This is a genomic window from Rhodocaloribacter litoris (genome assembly GCF_011682235.2).
Lineage (GTDB): Bacteria > Bacteroidota > Rhodothermia > Rhodothermales > ISCAR-4553 > Rhodocaloribacter > Rhodocaloribacter litoris.
In genome coordinates, this window is sequence record NZ_CP076718.1 from 2,472,689 (window position 1) to 2,491,065 (window position 18,377).

Here is an 18,377-nt window from a genome sequence, read left to right on the forward strand (position 1 = left end):
GGCGCTGGGGGATCAGGCGCCGGCCCTGAGCGGGCTGGTGTCGCTGTTGAACGAGCGGCTGCGTCGCGTCCCCGAGCCGGAGCCCGAGCCGGAAGCCCCGCCTGCATCCCGGCCGGCACCGCCGGCCGGCACCCCCGCTGCCCCGGCTGCCGCCCCGCCCGCCGCGGCGGGCGCCCCGGCCGAGATCAAAGCCGCCACCGACGCCGAGAGCGCCGTGCTGAAGGCCATCGGCTTCCTGCGCAACGACAACCCGAAAAACCCGCTGCCGTACCGGCTGCTGCGGGTACTCTACTGGAGCAAGATTCCTTCGGACCCGCCCCATGAGAACGGGCTGACGCGGGTGCAACCTCCCAACCTGAGCCGCCTCGCGGTCTACGAGCAGGGATTTCAGAAAGGTCTCTACGAAGACCTGGTGCGCATCGCCGAGTCCGAGTTTCCGGAAGGGAGCTTCTCGTTCTGGCTGACGATCCAGCGTTTCGTCGGGCAGGCGCTGGAGGCGCTGGGCGCGCCCTATGCCCCCGTGGCCGAGGCGGTGAAGCTGGAGCTTGCCCTGCTCCTGCGGCGGGTACCCGTCCTGACGACCCTCGCCTTTGCCGACGGCACCCCGTTCGCCGACCCGCTGACCGTCGAATGGGTCGAGACGCAGGTGAGGCCCCTGCTCGGCAGCGGCGACGGGGGCGGGGCGGCGACCGCCGCCGAGGACCACCTCGAAAGGCTATTTCAGGAGGCCAGGAAGAAGCTCGGCACGGGCGATCTCAAGGCCGCCCTCGCGGTCATGCAACAGGAAGCCGACCGGGACACCTCCGACGCCCACCGCTTCCGGCGGCGCCTCTACGTGGCGCTGCTTTGCCTGCGGGGCGGACAACCGGGCGTGGCCCGCTCGACGCTCGAAAGCCTCGACCAGCAGATCGCCCACCACGCCCTCGACGCCTGGGATCCGGCCCTGGCCCTGGAGGTGTGGTCGAACCTCTACACCTGTTACGCTACGCTGGCCCGTACCCCCGACGGCGAGCAGGCCGGCTTCCAGGAGAAAGCCCGGCAGACGCTCGACAAGATCTCCCGGCTGGACGTCGGCTATGCCCTCTCCCTGCTCGGAAAAAAATGATACGCCCCTTTTGGTTTTTTGAATTTCTTGCTATCATGAACACCTGCCGTCGCCACCGTCCCGGTGTGGCCGGAGACGTTCGCCGCGCGCGGCCGGTGTGTCGCTCCTCCTTAGTGGCTGGCGCGCGGTGGTGGGCAGAAACCCGGTGCGACGTGGCGTTGCTGAAAACCGTTCCGAGGTGAGTGGCGGGCCGGGCACGGGCCTGCACGGGTGCCGGTTATCCCTTTTCGGGCACTTCCTGGTCTCTCATCCTTATCGACAATCGCTTACGCAACGAGGTGTAGTCATGGCGAAGAGCTTTCAACACGAGAAACCCCCGGCTCGCATCAACCTTTTCCTGGAAGTGGAAACGGGGGGGGCCAAGAAAAAAGTGGAGCTCCCCCTCCGGTTGCTCGTCATGGGGGACTTTCTCGGGCGCGAGGTGGACGAAGACGTCGCCGACCGCGAGATCATCAACATCAACAAGGAGAACTTCGAGGACGTCATGCGCTCGAGCAACCTGAACCTCGAGTTCACCGTGGCGGACAAGCTCCGCGGCGGGGACAACGAGATGAAGGTGCAGCTCCACTTCGACAGCATGAAGTCGTTCAGTCCCGAACAGGTGGCCCGGCAGATCCCCGAGCTGGACCGGCTGCTGGCGGCACGCAACCTGCTGCAAGACCTGCGCAACCGCCTCATCAGCATGGGCGAGTTTCGACGGGAACTGGAGAAGGTCGTCAAGGACGAAGCGCTGCGCGAGAAGCTGCTCAGCGAGCTGGGCCAGCTCATCTCCGAGGAGGAAGCCGCCTCCGGAGACGAAGAGGCGTCGTGATCCCCCCGGAAGGCTCCCCGTTGGGTTGCCGGTTATCGTTGTTCCCTTAGCTTAATCACGTATCGTCATGGCAGAAGCACAAGCAAACCAGCAGGCGGGAGCACAGGTCGAGACCCTCGAAGGAAAGGAGAGCCTGCTCGACAGCATCCTGGCGAAGGTGGACGTCCGGGCACCGAAGGAGGCCGTCCGGATCGAGGAGTTCAAGGAAGAGAAGGCCATCGCGGAGAAGGACCGCGGCCAGATGATGGCGGCGGCGATCAAGGTGTTCGTCGAGGCCATCGTGCAGCAGGGCCGGCCGCTCGAGAAGATTGACAAGTACCTGGTCGACGGGCTCATCGCCCAGATCGACAGGAAACTCAGCGAACAACTCGATGAGGTGTTGCACCATCCCAAGTTTCAGGAGCTCGAGTCGGCCTGGCGCGGGTTGAAACTGCTGGTCGACCGGACCGACTTCCGCAAGAACGTCAAGATCGAACTGCTCAACGTTTCGAAGGACGATCTGCGGGAGTCGTTCGAGGATTCGCCGGAGCTGATCCAGTCCGCCCTCTACCGGCACGTCTACACCAACGCCTACGACCAGCCCGGCGCCGATCCTTATGCGGCCATCATCACGAACTACGAGTTCGAGAACACACCCCAGGACATTGCCCTGTTGCAGAATGCGTCGAAGGTGGCCGCCTCGGCCCACTGCCCCTTCATCGCCTCGGTCGGCCCGAAGTTCTTCGGCAAGGAGTCGATGGAGGAGTGGAAGAAGATCCCGGACCTGACGGCCTACATGGAGACGGCGGACTACATCAAGTGGAATGCCTTCCGGCAGACGGAAGACGCCCGGTACGTGGGGCTCTGCTTCCCGCGCTATATGGCCCGCCTGCCCTACGGCCCGGACACGGTCCCGGTGAAGGATTTCAACTACACGGAGAACGTCACCGGGGCCGACCACGACAAGTACCTCTGGGGGAACTCCACCTTCTGCTTCGCCGCCAACATGGTCCGTGCCTTCATGACGGACGGCTGGTGTGTGCAGATCCGTGGTCCCGAGGCCGGCGGCAAGGTGGAAGACCTGCCCGTGCACCTCTACGACGTGGGCAAGGGCAAACAGATGAAGATCCCGACCGAGGTGCCCATCAGCGAGACGCTGGAGTTCGAGTGCGCCAACCTGGGCTTCATCCCCCTCAGCCATTACCAGGGCCGGGACTACGCCGTCTTCTTCTCGGCCAACTCCACGCAAAAGCCGACCCTCTACGACGACCCGCAGGCGACGGCCAACAGCCGGATCAACGCGCGCCTGCCCTATATCTTCCTGGCCTCGCGCATCTCGCATTACCTGAAGGTGATCCAGCGCGAGAACATCGGGGCGGCCAAGGACGCCGGCGTCATCGAACAGGAACTGAACCGGTGGCTGAAAGGCCTGGTGACGGATATGCCCAACCCGGGGCCGGACATCATCGCCAAGTACCCGCTCCGGGCCGCCGAGGTGCGTGTGGAAGAGCTCGAAGACAACCCCGGCTTCTTCCGCGTCAAGTCCATGCTCATGCCGCATTTCCAGATCGAAGGCATGGACATCAGCATCTCGCTCGTCGGTAAGATGCCGAAGAAGTGAGGGACCCCGGCACCGGGTGATCCGGTATCGGCCTTTTTGCGCTATACTTGACGACGGAACACGTAGTACGTCTTGCACGCGATGTTCGGGGCGGACGGGCAGGAGAAGATGAAAAGGCTTTGGCCCGCCGTCTTAGAGCGTACACATCCCGTATCCCAAACCACAAAACAACACGAGGCACGCCATGGCGGAACAGATCTTTTGCAGCTTCGACGGCAACAAAGAGATCAAGGGAGACGTCCGGAAGGAAGGCTATGAGGAGTGGATCCGGGTAGAGAGTCTGGCCTTCGGTGCGTTCCGGGGATATGACCGCGGCACGCAGAAGGTGAACATGGACCGGGAGTACAACATCAGCTTCAGCAAGAAGGTCGACAAGGCCTCGATGCCGCTGATGAAGGCCTTCTCGGAGGGGAAGAAGTTCGATGAGGTCAAGTTCGTGCTGTTCCGGACGGAGGGGATGGAGACGAAGCCGTACCTGACCTACACGTTCAAGGAAGTCTACGTGACCAACGTCAACATGGGAGCCGCGGAAGGCTCCAGCTCCGAGAGCGAAAACGTGATATTTGCCTTCGACGAGGTGTCCGGGCTTTTCCACGACGGCAACCTCGAGTTCTCGGACAAGTACGAACGGCTCTGAGCGGGCCGTTGCACCGGGCCGGGCGGGGGAAGGCGGCCGGCCGTGCGCCCGGCGCTTTTCCCCGCCCCGGCGCTCGTTCTTTCACTGACATGCTCTCCCCGGTGCCACCATGCAAGCCGGCCTCTACGACGTGCTGCGCGGGCGGTTCTACGGCGGCACGAAGCTCGCAGACGTGCCCGAGCGTGAGCTCCGCATCCAGAGCGTGATGAGCAACCTGAACCGGCTCTTCAACACGCGCCAGGGTTCGCTCGCCCACCTCCCGGACTACGGCCTGCCCGAAGCGGCGACCATCTATCGCGACGCCGAATATCCCATCGAGGAGCTCCGCAAGAACATCAAGGAGGTGGTGGAAAAGTACGAGCCCCGCCTCCGCCGGGTCTACATCACGCACCAGGGTACGGACGACGACCGGTTTCGCCTCTCCTTCCTCATCACCGCCGAGCTCGAGCGGGGCGAACGCGTCCGGTTCCAGACGACGTTTGCCACGAACGACCTGGTGCACGTGCGGCGCTGGCGGGCCGCATGACGGGCCCGCTCGCCGGCGCCCCGCCCGCCCGGCGACTTCCACCCGGCCGGCGCACCGGCCATCGACCCCCGAGACCGTATGTCCCGCCGCTATTTCGAAGAGGAGATGCGCTACCTGCATGAGGCCGGCAAGCTCTTTGCCGAGGCCCATCCCGAACAGGCGCGTTTCCTGAATATCGACAGCGTCACGGACCGCGACCCGTACGTCGAACGGCTCTTCGAGGGGTTTGCCTTCCTGACCGGCCGGATCCGCGAGCAACTCGACGACGAACTGCCGCAGTACACCGAAAGCCTCTGCCGGCTGCTCTTCCCTCACTTTCTCAAGCCGGTGCCCGCCCTGACCCTCGTGCAGTTCACCCCGCGACCGGGCGAGGTCCAGGAGACGAGGGTCGTCGAGCGCGGCACCGAGGTGCGTTCGGAGCCGGTAGGCGAGCGCCAGACCGTCTGCCGCTTCGTCACGACGCAGGCCGTGCGCCTGCAGCCGCTGGCGCTCGAGGAGGCGGCCCTGCAGTGGCAGCCGGGCGGCATCAGCACCGCCCTGCTGCGCTTCCGCCTGGACGACCGGGCCGACCCCGGCCGCCTGCGCCTGAGCCCGCTCCGCCTCCACTTCCACGCCGACCCGACCGTCGCTTCCCTGATGCACCTCTTCTTCACCCGGCATGTGAGCCGGGTCGAGATCGCCGGGCTGACCCCCACCGGCACGGAAACCCACCCGATCACCCTGCACGGACCCGCCTGGGTGCGCCCCGGCGGGCTCGACGACGACGAAAGCCTCCTGCCCGACACGCCCCACGTCTTCGGCGGCTTCCGCCTGCTGCAGGAGTATTTCGCCTTCCGCCGCAAGTTCTGGTGCGTCGACCTCTACGGCCTCGACCGGTACCGCCCCGGCTCCTCCGGCACCACCTTCCTCGTGAAGGTGCACTTCGACCGGTCCTACCCCGAGGACAAACGGTTCCGCACCGAAGACGTGCGGCTCTTCTGCACCCCCGCCGTGAACCTCTTCGAGGCCGACGCCGAGCCCATCCTGGTCGATCACCGGGTCTCCGAATACCGGGTGGTGGCCGACGTGCGGCGCCAGCAGGAAGTGGAGGTCTATGACGTCGTGGGCGGGGTGGCCGTCGACGAGCGGACCCGCCGCCGGCGGCGCTACGTGCCGTTCTACGGCTTCGAACACATGAGCAGCCCGGAGACGCGCTACTTCGTTCCCTCCACCCGCTTCGGGCTGACCGGGCGCTTCGAGACGTACGTCTCCCTCGACACGCTCGAACAGGAGCAGATCGACCTGGCACCCGAGACCCTCTCGCTCGAGATCAGGTGTACGAACGGCTCCCTGCCGCGCGAAAAGCTCCGTGAGCGGATGATCCGCCAGCTCGCCCCCGAGGTGCCGAAGCTGGCCGAACCCTCCAACCTGACGCAGCCCACGCTGATCCTCTACCCCCCGCTCCGGGAGCGCCGGCATTTCTTCTGGCAACTGATCTCGCACTGGTCGCTCAACTTTCGCACGCTGGCCAGTGCCGAAGCCCTGAAGGGGCTGCTGGAACTGTATGACTGGACCGGCACGGACGCCAACCGCCGGCGCATCGCGGGCCTGCGCGAGGTGCGCTGGCGGCCGAAGGAGGTGCTCCGTCGCAACAGCGTCCTGCGCGGCGCCGAGGTGGTCGTCCGGGTGCAGGAAGGCCACTTCGCCGACGAAGGCGACGTGTGCCTTTTCGGCCTCGTGCTGAGCCGCTTCCTCTCGACGTTCGCCACGATCAACTCCTTCGTCCATCTGACGATCGAAATGGTGCCCTCGGGCACGACGTACCAATGGCAGCCGGAGAAAGGGACAAGGCCGACACTTTGACCGATGAGGCCGGCCGCGGCGAACCCCGGGCGGACGGAAGCACATCGGCTTTCCCCCCGCAGGAGGGCGTCTATGGCCGCCTCTTTCGGGAAGGCTATGCCTTCGATTTTTACCAGGCAGTGCGCCTGCTCGAGCGCTACTTCGCCGACGCGCCCGGGCCGGGCGAGACGGCGGAGCTGCGTCGCGAGCGCATCTTCTTCCGCCCGGACGTGGCCATCGTCTTCCCCCCCACCGACGTCCGGCGCATCGAGGCCCGCCGCCGCGAGCCCTGTGCCGACGTCGTGCTGACCTTCATGGGGCTCTACGGCATCGGCTCGCCCCTGCCCGTCTATTTCTACGACGAGCTGGCCAGCGAGGACCGCGAAACGCTGCCCCTGCGGGACTTTCTCGACATCTTCAACCACCGGCTCTACGCCTACTTCTACCGCGCCTGGAAAAAGTACCGCCCGGTCGTTCGACGCCGGGAGGGGACCCGCACGCCGGAGGACGACCCGCACCTGAGGCGTTTCCTCTGCGTCGCCGGCCTGGGGACCCGGGGGGCGCTGGACCGCTTCCCGCTGGCGAGTCCGATGCGGCTGGCAGCCTTCGCCGGGTTGCTTTCTCCGCAGGTCCGCCATGCCGAGGGGCTGCAAAAGCTGCTCTCGGCGATGCTCGAGACGGTCCCGGTCCGGATCGAGGAGAACGTGCTGCGCTGGGTACGCATTCCCCGGCGGGGCCGGCTCGGCCGGGGGGACGGCGGCCTCCGCCTGGGGAAGGACGCCACGCTCGGCGAGCGGGTGCCGGATGCCTCCGGCCTGTTCCGCGTCGTGCTGGGTCCCCTCCGTTTCGATGACTTCCAGGCGTATTTGCCGGGCGCGTCCCGGGCCCGCCTGGTCGACGACCTGGTGCGGCTCTACGCGCCGGACTACCTCGACTACGACGTCGAGCTCCGGCTGGACACGACGACGATCCCGCCGGTGCGCCTCGGAAGCCGGGACGTCCGGCTCGGGCAGACCACCTGGCTCGGCAAACCGAAGACCCCTACCCTCGCGCACCGGGTGCGATACGCGCCGGCTGCCTGAGGCCCGGCCGCTGCGCCCGACAACCCACCACCCGTCATGATTACGAAAGACCTGAAGAAGCTGCTGCAGAAGCTCAACGACACGACCACGCGCGCCCTGGAGACGGCCGCGGGCTTCTGCATCTCGCGCACCCACTACGAGGTGACCGTCGAACACCTCCTGCTCAAGTTGATGGAGGAGGGATCGGGCGACCTGATCCGCATCTTCAACCACTTCGACGTCGATACGAGCGAGCTCTGGGAGGCGTTGTTGCGCCAGCTGGAGAGCTACCGCACCGGCAATACCGGGCGGCCCTCCTTCTCCCCCATCCTGCTCCAGCTCATCGAGTCCGCCTGGATCGTTTCGTCGGTACATCACGGCCTGTCCGAGATCCGCTCCGGGACGCTGCTGGAGGCCCTGCTCGAAAGCGAGGCGCTGCAGGCGGCGCCCTACATGGAACGGCTCGCACCCGTGAAACGGGATGAGCTGCGGGACCGGTTCTTCGACATCGTAGCCGGCTCCTCCGAGGACCGGCCGTCCGCACGCGGTCCGGCCGGGCGGGTCGCCACGGACGGACGACCCGGGCAGCCGGGGCAGACCGCCCTCGACCTGTACACGACCGACGTGACCGGCAACGCCCGGGCGGGCAAGATCGACCCCGTCTCGGGGCGGGATGAGGAGATCCGCCAGATCATCGACATCCTGAGCCGCCGCCGCAAGAACAACCCGATCCTCGTGGGCGAGCCCGGCGTGGGCAAGACCGCCGTCGTCGAGGGGCTGGCACTGCGCATCGTGCACGGCGACGTGCCGGACAGCCTCAAGGAGGTCGAGATCCGGGGGCTGGACCTGGGCCTGCTGCAGGCCGGGGCAGGCGTCAAGGGCGAGTTCGAACAGCGGCTCAAGTCGGTGATTCAGGAGGTGCGCGAGGCGCCGAAGCCGACGATCCTGTTCATCGACGAGGCGCACACGCTCATCGGGGCCGGCGGCGCCGCCGGCACCAGCGACGCGGCCAACCTGCTCAAACCGGCTCTGGCCCGCGGCGAGCTGCGTACCATCGCCGCCACCACCTGGTCCGAATACAAGAAATACATCGAAAAGGACCCGGCCCTGGAGCGCCGCTTCCAGCTCGTCAAGATCGACGAGCCCTCGGTCGACAATGCCGTCACGATGCTGCGGGGGCTCAAGCACAAGTATGAGGAGCACCACGGCATCCCCATCTCCGACGAAGCCGTCGGGGCCGCCGTGCAACTCGCCGCGCGCTACGTGGCCGGGCGGCAGCTCCCGGACAAGGCGGTGGACCTGCTGGACACGGCCACGGCCCGCGTGAAGATGGCCCGCTCGGCCAAGCCCGGCGCCATCGACGATCTCGAACGGCGCCTGCAGTACCTCGACCTGAAGCTGCGCGCCATCGAACGGGACCTGCGCGGCGGCGTGCGCTCGGATGAACAGGTGCTCGAAGAGCTCAACGAGGAAAAAAGGCGCCTGGAGGAACGGCTCGAGCAGCTCAACGCCCGCTGGCAGCAGGAACGGGAACTGGTCGAACAGATCGTGCGCCGCCGCGAGGCGCTGCGTGCCCACACCGGCGACGGGCGCGAGCTGCGCGCCGAGATCGCCCGGCTGCAGCGGGAGCTGGAAACGCTCCAGGGCGAGAGCCCGCTGCTCTTCGCCGAGGTCAACACCCGCGTCGTGGCCCAGGTCGTGGCCGACTGGACCGGCATCCCGGCCGGGGCCATGGAAAAGGGCGAGGCCGAACGCCTGCTCGAACTCGAAGACCGGCTCAAGGAACGCATCATCGGCCAGGATGAAGCCATCGAACTGGTGGCCGAGACCATCCGCACCGCCAAAGCCGGCATGAAGAACCCGGATACGCCCATCGCCGTGTTCCTCTTCGTCGGGCCGAGCGGTGTCGGCAAGACCGAGCTGGCCCGGACCGTGGCGGAGGTCGTCTTCGGCGGCGAGCGTTTCCTGACCACCATCAACATGTCGGAGTACCAGGAAGCCCACACCGTCTCCCAGCTGAAGGGCTCGCCGCCCGGCTACGTCGGCTACGGCGAGGGCGGCATCCTCACGGAGGCCGTCCGGCGCCTGCCCTACTCCGTCGTTCTGCTCGACGAGGTCGAAAAGGCCCACCGCGACGTCATGAACCTGTTCTACCAGGTCTTCGACAAGGGCTTCATGCGCGACGGCGAGGGGCGCGAGATCGACTTCAAGAACACCATCATCATGATGACCTCGAACCTGGCCTCGGACATCATCTCCTATGTGGTCACGGAAGACGAGCGTCCCTCGCCCGACCAGCTGCGCCAGGCCATCCACCAGACCCTGGCCGAGCACTTCCAGCCGGCCCTGCTGGGCCGCATGAAAGTGGTGCCGTTCTACCCGCTCCAGCGTGAACCGATGAAGGGCATCGTTCGCCTCAAGCTGAACCGCATCGGCAGGCTGCTGCGCGAGGCCCACCGCATGGCGTTCACCTACAGCGACGAGGTCGTCGAGCGCATCGCCGAGCGCTGCACCCAGGTGGACACCGGCGCCCGCAACATCGACTTCATCATCGACAAAAACGTCTTGCCGGCCGCGTCGAAGGCCCTGATCGCCCGCATGGTGGAGGATCGCCTGCCCTCGAAGCTGGCCCTGGGCATCGACGAGCTCGGCAACTTCACCTATACCTTCGACGACGAACCGGTGGCCCCGGCGATGTCCCCGGTGCCGGGTGACGGCGCCCCGTCTGCCGAGACGGCGCCGGCGCCGGACGAAACCCCGGCGGGCGACGACGCACCGGAAGACGACGCCTAACCGCGCCGGAAGCCGCCGGGCGCGGGTGCCATCGATGAAGAGGATACCCCCATGCCGATAGCCAAACGCTCCGAAGCAGCCCGTTTTCTGTTCGAGTCCAGTGCGCTCGACAAGGAGGCCCTCTTTCCCGTCCGGTTCCGGGGCTACGAGGAGATCTCCCGGCCGTACCGGTTCGAGATCGACCTGGTCTCGGACGATCCCCACATCGACCTGGCGGCCGTGACGGGCCAGCCCGCCACGCTGCATCTGCAGCGCATCGGCGACGGCTTCGAACATTTCCGCCCGATCCATGGGATCGTCGTGGACTTCCAGTTGCTCCAGAGCCAGGAAGGGTACGCCGCCTACCGGGCGGAGCTGGTACCCCGGCTGTGGCTGGCCTCGCTCGCCCACCGCAGCCGGATCTTCAAGGACATGACGGTGCCGGAGATCGTCCGCGAGGTGCTGGCGCCCTACGACGTCAAGCCCGAGTTCAGCCTGGCCGAGTCGTACCCGCCGCGCGAGTATTGCGTGCAGTACCGGGAGTCGGACCTGAACTTCGTCAGCCGGCTGCTGGAGTTCGAGGGGCTCTCCTACTTCTTCCGGCACGAGGAAGGCAGCGAGGTGCTCCTGATCTCGGACAAGCCGGATGCCTTTGCCCCGATCGAGGTGCAGGAGGAGATCCCGTTCCATCAGGGTTACCGGGTGCCCCGCGAGCTGAACGAGAAAGTCGAGGAGCTGGTGTGCCGCGAGCGCCTCGTCAGCAGCCACGTCATCCTGCAGGACTACAACTACCGGACCCCCGACACGGACCTGCGTGCGGAGACGCGCCCGGACGGCCAGCCGGAGGCGGTCTACTATGAATACGGCGATCACTACAAAGACCCCGGCGCCGGGAAACGACTCGCCCGGGTGCGGCACGAGGAAATCGCCTGCCAGCGCCGCGTGCTCCACGGCCGGAGCACCTGTGCCGGGATGCAGGCCGGCTATACCTTCACCCTGAAGGGCCATACCCGGGACGACCTGAACCAGGAGTTCCTCCTCCTCCGCGTCGAGCACGAAGGCCGGCAGTTCGGGTTCATGGGAAAGGAATACGAAACCTTCTTCTCGGACACCCCGGACGCCGGCACCGGGCCGCGCATCAGCTACGGCAACACGTTCCGGTGCATCCCGGCGAGCATTCCCTTCCGCCCGCCCCGCCTTACGCCCAAGCCGCGGGTCCACGGCGTCATGACGGCCACGGTCATCGGGGACGGCGGCGGCTACGCCGCCCTGGACGAGCACGGCCGGTACTGGGCGCAGATGCACTTCGACCTGGAAAACAAAGGCTCCCGCCCCATCCGCATGGTCCAGCCCTACACGGGCAAGGGCCACGCCGGCTTCCACCTGCCGCCCCACCCCGGCACCGAGATGCTCTGGGCCTGTATCGACGGCGACCCGGACCGGCCCTACGCCATCGGCTCGGGGCCCAACCCGAACAACCCCGCCCCGGTCACCAGCGAGAACAACTCGCAGCACATCTTCCGCACCACCTCGGACAACCTCCTCTTCATCGAGGACCGGCAGGAGATGGAGCGGATCACCCTCTACACGCCGCGTTTCAACAGCCTGCTCTCGCTGGGCGACAAGCACGCGGGCAACGAGGGCTGTACCCTCACGACCGAGGAGAAGACGCTCATCCACGGCGGCAAGGGCATCGGCCTGCACGCCCCGAAGGATGGCCTGTTCATCTCCGCCTGGCCGGCCTTCGGCGACGGCAACATCGGGACGCAGATCAACGCCGCGCTGCCCCTGGCCACCGCGATCATCGGCGCCGCCACCGGCAAGTTCATCGACAGCGCCGACAGCCCGTTCGGGAAGGTCGTCCGGATGGTCAAAAAGGCGAACGACCTCTGGAGCAAGGCCTCGCTGGCCGCCAAAGCGCAGAAGTTTTTCGGGGAGGAAAACATCTACACGAAGTTCTTCGACCAGTTCGGCACGCCGGGCATCTTCGCCACGGCCCAGGGCGGGATCGACTTCGTCAATGCCGAGGGCTTCACCATCGTCACCGGCGGCGGCTATACCCTCCTGACGCCGGCCGAGGTCAAGCTCATGGCGGCGGACGACATCGGGCTCTCGAGCGGGGCCAGCGTCTCGGTCTACGCACGCCACGGCCACATCCAGATGGTGGCGGACACGAAAGACATCCTGATGAAAGCCGTCACGAGCAACGTCGTCAGCCGGGCCAAGAAGGGCATCGTCCACTCGGCCGGAAGCTCGATCTACCTCCGCGCGGGCGACGTCACGGACGACCTGAAGCGCAAGACGCTCGGCAGTATCGGCAAGGACATCGTCGGCAAGTTCAAGAAGAAGGAACCCGAGAAAAAGGTCGAGTACGAACTGCCGCCGACCGACGGGGACTGCCGCATCCAGCTCAACGCGAAGGACGGGATCTACCTGAATGCCGAGAACGGGGAGGTCATCATCCAGTCCCAGCAGAAGGAGATCGCCCTGGCCGGCGACAAGCTTGCGCTGGCCGGCGAGAACGGCGTGGAGATCTACGACGACAAGAAGCAGATCGAGCTGACGTGCGGCCAGGCCAGTATCATCCTGAAGAAGAGCGGGGAGATCACGATCAAGGGCATGAAGATCACCATCGAGGCCGACCAGACCCTCACCCTCAAGGGAGGTATGGCCGTCAACGTCAACACCGACGGCAAGGTCACCACACAGGGCAACATGGTCGAGTCGAACGGGAAGGCCGTTCACATCGTCAAGGGAGGGATTGTCAAGATCAACTAGCCGTTTCCTGGCGCCATGCCGTTTCCTGCTGCCACCGTTACTTCGAGCATGATGCACGGCCCCCCGCTGCTGGGGCCTGGCTACCCGACCGTCCTCATCGGCGGCAAACCGGCCTGGCGGGTGGGCGACCAGCACACCTGTCCGGTGCCGAACGCGCCGCCGCCGGCCGGGCCCGGCACGCCGCACGGCCCGGGCCTCACTGCGCCGCCCGGCACCATCACGGTGCTCGTCGGCGGGCCGCCGCTCGCCCGCGTGACTTCCCAGGTCATGGAGCCGGGCGCCGTCGTGCCGCCGATGGTAGCCAACCCGATTCTGATGGGGGTCGTCACGGTGATCGTCCCCTGATCCCTGCCGGAGCCTCGGGGCGCCTCGCGTCTTCGCCGTCCGGGCGTGGCACCTTCGGCCGCAGGCGGTGGCAGGGCCCCGGACCCCCTTCGATCCGCAATCCGAAATTCCCAATCCGCAAGCCGATGTTCCTTCGCGTCGATGTTGCCACCGGCGAGACGGTCTATCACGCGGTGGACCTCCAGCTCCCCGGCGCCATCCCGGTGGAACTGGCGCGGGCGTACCGCAGCGGGCAGGCACAGGAGGCCGGGCTGTTCGGTGCGGGGTGGCGGTCGAGCCTGGAGGTCGCGCTCGAGGTCGGGCACGAGGCGATCACGTTCCGGCAGGCCGGGCGGCGGCCCACCGTCTTCACCCCGATCGACGTGGGGGTGCAGGCCGTTCATGCCGAGACGGGCCTCGTCCTTCAGCACCACCCGGATGCATACGTGGTCTTTCGCTCCCCCCGGGCCCGGTACGTTTTCCCGAAGTCGCAGGGCCGGGGCGGCACGCTCTATCCGGAACGGATCGAGGATCCGTACGGGAACCACGTGCAGTTCGTCTACGCCGGCACGCGGCCCCTCCGCCTGATCGATGCCGAAGGGCGGCAGGTACATTTCTCCTACGACGGGAACCGGATCGCCGCCGTGCAGGTGACCGACGGCCGCGAGGTCGTCCGGCGACGCACCTACCGTTATGACTTCCACGGGGATCTGGTTGCCGTCGAGGACGGGGCGGGACGGGTATGGCGCTTCGAGTACCAGAGTCACCTGCTCGTCGCCTGTACGGATCGGCTCGGCGGGCGACAGTACGCCCAGTATGACGCGGACCGGCGCTGCATCGCGATCTGGCAGGCGGACGGGTCGGCCGTCCGCCACCTCGCCTACGACGAGGTCCGCCAGGCCACCCTGGTGCTCGACACCGGCGGGTATCAGACGATCTATCAGCATGCCGCTCCCGACTGCGTGCTGGGGCGGGTCGATCCGGAGAGCCGGGAGCAGTTCTTTTACTATGACGAGCAGGGAGGGCTGGCCGGCTTCTCGGGCGAGGGCGGCCGCGTGATCACCTTCCAGCGGTGGAACCGGGAGGAACGGACCTTCACCCGGGTCGACGACGAGACGTCGTTCCTGCTGCTGCAACTCGACGGGCAGGGCCTGGCGACGGAGGCCGAGGATGCCTACGGCCACCGCTACGGGTACACGTACGATGCGCAGGGTGGGCTCGTCCGGTTCACGCTGCCCTCGGGCGTCGCCTGGACGTTCGAACGGGACCGGCAGGGCCGGCTCGTGCAGGTCCTCAGCCCCGAAGGGCGCCGTGTACGCCTGGCCTACGGCCGGGACGGGCGCACCCGCACCGTGGCCGACGACCTCGGCGAGCGGTTCTCGGCCCGGTACGACCTGCTGGGGCGGCTCGTCGAACGGGTGGACGCCTCGGGGCGCCGGCAGCAACGCCAGTATGATTCCGAGGGGCGCCTCACCGGCCTCGCGGTCGGCGGCTACCGGCTCCAGTTCACCTACGACGCCGAAGGACACCTGCTTGCCGTGGCCGACAGCGAGGGCCGCAGGGCGGCCTTCCGCTATGATGCCTTCGGCCGGATGCGCACCTGGACCGATCCGGAAGGGCGACAGGGGCAGGTCGAGTACGACCGGGACGGGCACGTGGTCCGTATGGTCGACGGGCAGGGGCGCGTCCTCGATGCCCGGCCCGGCCGCGAAGCGGTCCCTCCGGCCCCGGACGTCGCCTTCGGTCCCTCGGGCGAGTTGCGCGTGGCGGTTCGCGGCGACGAGACCCTGCTCTTTCACTACGACCCCGATGGTCGCCTCGTACAGCTTCAGGGGGACGACCGGGCCGTCTCCTTCTCCTACGACGGCGACGGCAACCTGCAGGCCGTCGAAGACGCGGCCGGGCGGCGCATACGACTGGCCTACGACCCCCGCGGGCGGCTCGTGCGGGTCACGGACCCGGCCGGGCGCGACCTGCACCTGGCCTATGACGACGACGACCGCCTCGCCTCCCTGCAACGACCCGGTGGCGAGCGGCTGGTCTTTCGATACGACGCGCTGGACCGCCTCGTCGAACGCACCGGGGCTTCCGGCGACGAAACGCACACGTTTCGGTTCGGCGATGCCCCCCCCCGAAGCCTGTGCACCACGGAACTCGACCTGCCCGCCGCCGCGACGGATTCCGGCGACGGCGGCACGGTGTGGGCCTCGCTCGTTCAGGGGCGCTACGGCCTGGTATGGCTTGCGGCGTTCGGGCCCTGGTGGATCCCGGTCTGGTGGCAGGACGCGGCGTGCGACGGCGGCGGCACGACCGACGCCATGGGCCGCCTGGCCGCCTGGTGCCTGGAGGGGCCCGATGCCCCGAGGACCTGCGCCGGGCACCGCTCCGCCGGCGACGTGTTGCGGTGGTGGCAACGGGCCGCCCGGCCGTCCGATCCTTTCGACCTGCCCGCCGTGCCGGACCTCCGCGCACCGCTGTGGATGGCCGCCGAGCTGAGCCGCTTCCTCCTGCGACGCTCCTGTTACGACGTGCATCATCCGCAGGATGCCCCTTTCTTCCTTCCCCGTCCCCGGGAAGACAGCCTCCGCTCGCCGGATCCACTGGTCACCGGGGCCCACCGGTACGGCTATCTGAAACCCGGCGGGTGGAGCCGGGCCCATCCGGCCGGTCTCCTCCGCAACGGGCAGCCCCCCGTGGAACTCGTGCTGCAACCCCTCGGCGGATGATGCAGGCCGCAGGCGACATACCGCCCGTCATGGAGCAACTCCGGCCCGGTGCCGTGCTCCCGGAACTCGACCTGCGCGGGCAGGTGCTGGCCGAGCTCTCGCTTGCCGGCGCCGACCTCACGGGCGCCCGCCTGCAGGGGGCCCGCCTGACCCACGTCGACCTCCGGGATGCCGACCTGTCGGGGGCCGACCTGGCCGGGGCCGTGATCGAGGGATGCCTGATGGACCGGGCGCGGCTCCGACAGGTCACGCTGGCCGGGGCCGTCGTACGGGAGACGAGCCTGGGCGAAGCCGACCTCCGCGGCGCCGGCCTGCAGGGATGCACCCTGGCCGCCTCCTACCTGGAAGCCGCCCGGCTGGCCGGCTGCGACGCCACCGGCGCGAGCTTCCAGGAATGCTTCCTCGGCCGGGCCACCCTGGCGCGGCTGCAGGCTCCCCGTGCCGATTTCCGGCGCGCCGTGCTGACGGAAGCCAACCTGACCGAAGCCGACTTCACCGGCGCCGTCCTTTCGGGCGCCGTCCTGGACCGGGCCACGGCCCCCGGCGCCCGGTTCGCCGGCGCCACCCTGGTCATGCTCTATGCCCCCCGGGCCGACTTCTCCGCGTGCGACTTTTCCGGAGCCTGCCTGAGCGCCGCCGCCCTCCAGCGGGCCGCCCTGCCGGAAGCCCTGCTCGTCCACGTCCGGGCCGACGAGGCCCGCTTCGACCACGCCGACCTGCGCCAGGCCCGCTGCCTCGATGCCGACTTTTCACACGCCGTCTTCGTCGGCGCCGACCTCTCCGGCGGCCAGGCCGCCCGGTGCAACTTCTTCGGTGCCGACTTTCTCTGGGCACGGATCGACACCTTCGATCACGCGAAATGTGAGATGGAACATGCCCGGATGCCGCAGGCCGTGCGGCCGAAGTACGGGCCGGCGGCCCAGCCGCCCCCTGTGCGGCCCGTCCCGCTCTATCGCCGTGCCGCCACCCCCGAGGAGCGCCGGGAGCTCGTCCGAAGGGACGTGGAAGACGCGTCCTCCGCCTGATCAAGCGCCATGCAACTGCTGAACGACACGCCTCTCGCCCATGGACTGGCCGTCGGGCTGGGGCCGGAGCGCCGGCCCTGCCTGGCCGTCATCGTGAAGGGCACGTTCGAACTGCCCGGTCGGCCCGGGGACGCTCCCGCGCTGGCTCCCGAACAGCTCCCCGTGCTCACCGAAGACGAGTTCTTCGACGGCGATGCCACCGGCAGCCTGCGCCTGGAGCGCGACAACGTTCCGTTCAAGCCGCGGGCCGACGTGGTGCTCGTGGGCACGGCCTACGCACCCGGCGGGCGCCCGGTCCGTTCCCTCGACGTATCGGTGCGGGTCGGCCGCCTCCAGAAGATCGTCCGCGTCTTCGGCGACCGGCACTGGATGTTCCCCACACGGCTGGTGGTGGTGCCGCTGATCAGTGACCCCGAGCCGTTCACCGAGATGCCGCTCCGGTATGAGCACGCCTTTGGCGGCTTCGACCGGAAAGCCCACAAATACTTCAACCTCAATTATGTGGGCAAGGGGTTCCTGGGGAAGAAGACGCGGGAATCCGTCGATGGCCGGCCGCTGCCCAACCTGGAGGATCCCCGCCGGCTGATCTCCTCGTGGGACGACGAGCCGCCGCCTGCCGGCTTCGGCTTCTACAGCCCGCACTGCGTTCCGCGGATCCGCTATGCCGGAACCGAGCGCGGCTACGCGCAGCCGCATCCCCTCTTCGGGCTGGCCGCCGACTTCGACCCGGCCTTCTACAACGGCGCCCATCCGGACCTGCAGGCGCCGGGCTACCTGCGCGGCGACGAGGAGGTCGAACTGGTGGGCGTGACGCCGGACGGCCTGCGGCGCTTCCGCCTGCCGAACCTGCACCCGGCCGTCTCGCTCCGCCCGGTCGCCTCCGGTGACGAGGCCGCCGGGCCGCAGCCCTTGCCCGCCCCGCTCGACACCCTCGTCTTTTTGCCGGACGAAGGGGTCTTCTACCAGGTCTGGCGCGCCGTCTACCCGCTGGGGGAGGTGAACGACCCGGCGGCCCTGGAGGCCGCCCTGCTCGGCATCGCCGAAGTGCGCATCCGGCTGCCGGGAGACGGTGCCGGGCCGCCCGCATAGAGGATGTGCCGCATACGACCTCGCAGCCGTGGCTGTGCTTTCCTTTGGGGGATGGTCTTCGTACCTTCAAGGGAAAGCAGGCCGGGCGTGGAGCCCGGTTCC

Annotated in this window: 13 protein-coding genes; all 13 read left to right on the top strand. The window is 67.8% G+C overall.

The annotated features are described in order from the left end of the window. On the top strand, window positions 1-1,105 hold a 1,105-nt coding region (locus tag GQ464_RS10395), incomplete at its 5' end, for a type VI secretion system domain-containing protein (protein ID WP_228350191.1). Between the two features lie 286 nt (window positions 1,106-1,391). Continuing rightward, entirely contained in the window at window positions 1,392-1,916 is a 525-nt protein-coding gene (tssB, locus tag GQ464_RS10400; protein WP_166980271.1) for a type VI secretion system contractile sheath small subunit, read from the top strand. A gap of 67 nt (window positions 1,917-1,983) precedes the next feature. Further along, window positions 1,984-3,516, top strand: coding sequence for a type VI secretion system contractile sheath large subunit (tssC, locus tag GQ464_RS10405; protein ID WP_166980269.1), 1,533 nt, complete (start codon window positions 1,984-1,986; stop codon window positions 3,514-3,516). 184 nt (window positions 3,517-3,700) lie between these two features. Beyond that, on the top strand, window positions 3,701-4,153 hold the full coding sequence (locus GQ464_RS10410) for an Hcp family type VI secretion system effector (RefSeq protein ID WP_166980267.1): 453 nt from the start codon (window positions 3,701-3,703) through the stop codon (window positions 4,151-4,153). Window positions 4,154-4,262: 109 nt separating this feature from the next. Then, window positions 4,263-4,679, top strand: a complete 417-nt coding sequence (gene tssE, locus GQ464_RS10415) for a type VI secretion system baseplate subunit TssE (RefSeq protein WP_166980265.1) — start codon at window positions 4,263-4,265, stop codon at window positions 4,677-4,679. A gap of 78 nt (window positions 4,680-4,757) precedes the next feature. Next, entirely contained in the window at window positions 4,758-6,521 is a 1,764-nt protein-coding gene (tssF, locus tag GQ464_RS10420) for a type VI secretion system baseplate subunit TssF (RefSeq protein WP_166980263.1), read from the top strand. Continuing rightward, the gene (tssG, locus tag GQ464_RS10425; protein ID WP_166980261.1) at window positions 6,518-7,582 is read left to right on the top strand and encodes a type VI secretion system baseplate subunit TssG; all 1,065 of its coding nucleotides are present in this window, start codon (window positions 6,518-6,520) and stop codon (window positions 7,580-7,582) included. The genes tssF and tssG overlap by 4 nt, the downstream gene beginning before the upstream one ends. A 36-nt stretch (window positions 7,583-7,618) precedes the next feature. After that, window positions 7,619-10,354 (top strand): type VI secretion system ATPase TssH, encoded by a 2,736-nt coding sequence (tssH, locus tag GQ464_RS10430; protein ID WP_166980259.1) that lies wholly within the window; start codon window positions 7,619-7,621, stop codon window positions 10,352-10,354. Window positions 10,355-10,405: 51 nt separating this feature from the next. Continuing rightward, entirely contained in the window at window positions 10,406-13,111 is a 2,706-nt protein-coding gene (gene tssI / locus GQ464_RS10435; protein ID WP_166980257.1) for a type VI secretion system tip protein TssI/VgrG, read from the top strand. 15 nt (window positions 13,112-13,126) lie between these two features. Further along, the gene (locus tag GQ464_RS10440; protein ID WP_228350192.1) at window positions 13,127-13,456 is read left to right on the top strand and encodes a PAAR domain-containing protein; all 330 of its coding nucleotides are present in this window, start codon (window positions 13,127-13,129) and stop codon (window positions 13,454-13,456) included. A 125-nt stretch (window positions 13,457-13,581) separates the two neighbouring features. Next, window positions 13,582-16,161, top strand: a complete 2,580-nt coding sequence (locus GQ464_RS10445) for a DUF6531 domain-containing protein (RefSeq protein WP_166980253.1) — start codon at window positions 13,582-13,584, stop codon at window positions 16,159-16,161. Then, window positions 16,158-17,186: a pentapeptide repeat-containing protein gene (locus GQ464_RS18740; RefSeq protein ID WP_166980251.1), complete on the top strand. Its 1,029-nt coding sequence runs from the start codon at window positions 16,158-16,160 to the stop codon at window positions 17,184-17,186. Before GQ464_RS10445 ends, GQ464_RS18740 begins: the two co-directional genes overlap by 4 nt. A 9-nt stretch (window positions 17,187-17,195) precedes the next feature. Continuing rightward, window positions 17,196-18,275, top strand: a complete 1,080-nt coding sequence (locus GQ464_RS10460; protein ID WP_166980249.1) for a DUF2169 family type VI secretion system accessory protein — start codon at window positions 17,196-17,198, stop codon at window positions 18,273-18,275. Window positions 18,276-18,377 lie beyond the last annotated feature (102 nt).

Excerpts from the sequence above, each read along its gene's own strand:
- GQ464_RS10460 (WP_166980249.1), top strand. The coding sequence starts at position 17,196 with ATGCAACTGCTGAACGACACGCCTCTCGCCCATGGACTGGCCGTCGGG.
- tssI (WP_166980257.1), top strand. The coding sequence starts at position 10,406 with ATGCCGATAGCCAAACGCTCCGAAGCAGCCCGTTTTCTGTTCGAGTCC.
- GQ464_RS10440 (WP_228350192.1), top strand. The coding sequence starts at position 13,127 with ATGCCGTTTCCTGCTGCCACCGTTACTTCGAGCATGATGCACGGCCCC.
- tssC (WP_166980269.1), top strand. The coding sequence starts at position 1,984 with ATGGCAGAAGCACAAGCAAACCAGCAGGCGGGAGCACAGGTCGAGACC.
- tssH (WP_166980259.1), top strand. The coding sequence starts at position 7,619 with ATGATTACGAAAGACCTGAAGAAGCTGCTGCAGAAGCTCAACGACACG.
- GQ464_RS10410 (WP_166980267.1), top strand. The coding sequence starts at position 3,701 with ATGGCGGAACAGATCTTTTGCAGCTTCGACGGCAACAAAGAGATCAAG.
- tssF (WP_166980263.1), top strand. The coding sequence starts at position 4,758 with ATGTCCCGCCGCTATTTCGAAGAGGAGATGCGCTACCTGCATGAGGCC.
- tssB (WP_166980271.1), top strand. The coding sequence starts at position 1,392 with ATGGCGAAGAGCTTTCAACACGAGAAACCCCCGGCTCGCATCAACCTT.
- GQ464_RS10445 (WP_166980253.1), top strand. The coding sequence starts at position 13,582 with ATGTTCCTTCGCGTCGATGTTGCCACCGGCGAGACGGTCTATCACGCG.
- tssE (WP_166980265.1), top strand. The coding sequence starts at position 4,263 with ATGCAAGCCGGCCTCTACGACGTGCTGCGCGGGCGGTTCTACGGCGGC.
- GQ464_RS18740 (WP_166980251.1), top strand. The coding sequence starts at position 16,158 with ATGATGCAGGCCGCAGGCGACATACCGCCCGTCATGGAGCAACTCCGG.